The 1,573-nt window shown below is 46.0% G+C and carries 3 protein-coding genes; all 3 read left to right on the top strand.

Annotation, left to right across the window (positions count from 1 at the left end):
- Positions 1 to 355 (top strand): elongation factor Tu (locus tag BZJ18_RS16980; RefSeq protein ID WP_198532269.1); only part of this gene is annotated, 355 nt, incomplete at its 5' end.
- A 214-nt stretch (positions 356 to 569) separates the two neighbouring features.
- Entirely contained in the window at positions 570 to 761 is a 192-nt protein-coding gene (gene bfd / locus BZJ18_RS16975) for a bacterioferritin-associated ferredoxin (protein WP_069590747.1), read from the top strand.
- Positions 762 to 842: 81 nt separating this feature from the next.
- Positions 843 to 1,331: a bacterioferritin gene (gene bfr / locus BZJ18_RS16970; protein ID WP_077458530.1), complete on the top strand. Its 489-nt coding sequence runs from the start codon at positions 843 to 845 to the stop codon at positions 1,329 to 1,331.
- Positions 1,332 to 1,573: the final 242 nt, after the last annotated feature.

The raw sequence follows: 1,573 nt of genomic DNA, 5'->3' as shown, positions 1-1,573 counted from the left end.
TCTTCTGCGTGGTACTAAGCGTGACGAAGTTGAGCGTGGTCAAGTACTGGCGAAGCCTGGTTCAATCACCCCGCACACTAAGTTCGAGTCAGAAGTATACGTACTGTCTAAAGACGAAGGCGGCCGTCATACTCCGTTCTTCAAAGGCTACCGTCCACAGTTCTACTTCCGTACAACTGACGTGACCGGTACTATCGAGCTGCCAGAAGGCGTTGAGATGGTAATGCCTGGTGACAACATCAAGATGGTTGTTGAGTTGATCGCGCCAATCGCGATGGACGAAGGTCTACGTTTCGCTATCCGTGAAGGTGGCCGTACCGTAGGTGCTGGTGTTGTTGCTAACATCATCGCGTAATGCGTTGAGTTAAACATACCACTGAAAAAGGAGCGCATTGCGCTCCTTTTTTTATGGCAGTACCCCAGACATAGGCCGTATGGCGCTTTGGTTTTATGCGATCTTTTTTGTTTGTGTAGCTATTACGTAAATAATCAATTGTTATATAAAAACCCTTTACCTGAAGCGCAATGCAAACTATTCTCGTTATAGTTTATGTTGTAGGGTGAGAATGATGTTTGTATGTATTTGCCATGCTGTATCGGATAAAACCATTAAGCAGCTTGTGAATCAACAAGGCGTGACCAGCATTCGCGAACTTCGTCGGCTCACTCCGCTGGGTTCACAGTGTGGTAAATGTGTGCGTCAGGCCAAAGAGGTGATTCACGATCAGGTGCAAGTGATTACGTTACAGCAAGCGAGCTAACTCAGGAGTACTGAGTCAAATTTGACAGCCTCCTTATGGGTTCTACAGTTGATAAATAGAACCCATAAGGAGGCTTTTGCCATGAAAGGCGACCCAAAATCGATTGCGTTTTTAAATACCGTGCTCGGCAATGAACTTATTGCCATTAACCAGTACTTCCTTCATGCACGTATGTTCAAAGACTGGGGCTTAAAAGTCATTGCTCATAAAGAATATGAAGAGTCGATTGATGAGATGAAGCACGCGGACAAGTTGATTGAACGCATCTTGTTCTTAGAAGGGATGCCGAACTTACAAGACTTAGGTAAATTACGTATCGGCGAAGATACGCAAGAAATTTTTGAGTGCGACCTCGCGCTAGAGATGCAGGCACACGAAGACTTGAAAGAAGCCATTGCCTACACCGAAAGCATACGCGATTACGTCTCGCGAGATTTGTTCCAGTATATTCTCGATGATGAGGAAGAACACATTGATTGGCTGGAGACTCAGCTAGGTCTGATTGAGAAAGTGGGACTCGAAAATTATAACCAAGCGCAGATGATTGAAGATGCGAGCGATAAAGACTAAGGCGAGGCTTACGCTATCGCAGTAGATGAACGCACCCCATGGGTGCGTCAGATTGCTGACGAACCCCGCCTTTTTAGGCGGGGTTCTTTTTGATAAGCGGCCGTAGGCCGCGATCGCGATATTTTTTGTTAGAGAGTGGTCGTTACCGACCAACGCCTAAATTGGCGGATAGAAGCCAGTATTTGCCTTATATCCGCCATGTTAAAGCCACATTTTCTTAGATAGCTCACCACTAACGCTAT

Origin of the sequence: Salinivibrio sp. IB872 (assembly GCF_001995345.1) — a bacterium.
Taxonomy (GTDB): Bacteria; Pseudomonadota; Gammaproteobacteria; order Enterobacterales; family Vibrionaceae; genus Salinivibrio; species Salinivibrio proteolyticus.
The sequence above is the reverse complement of the archived record's forward strand: the minus strand, read 5'-3'. Positions and strand labels throughout refer to the sequence as shown.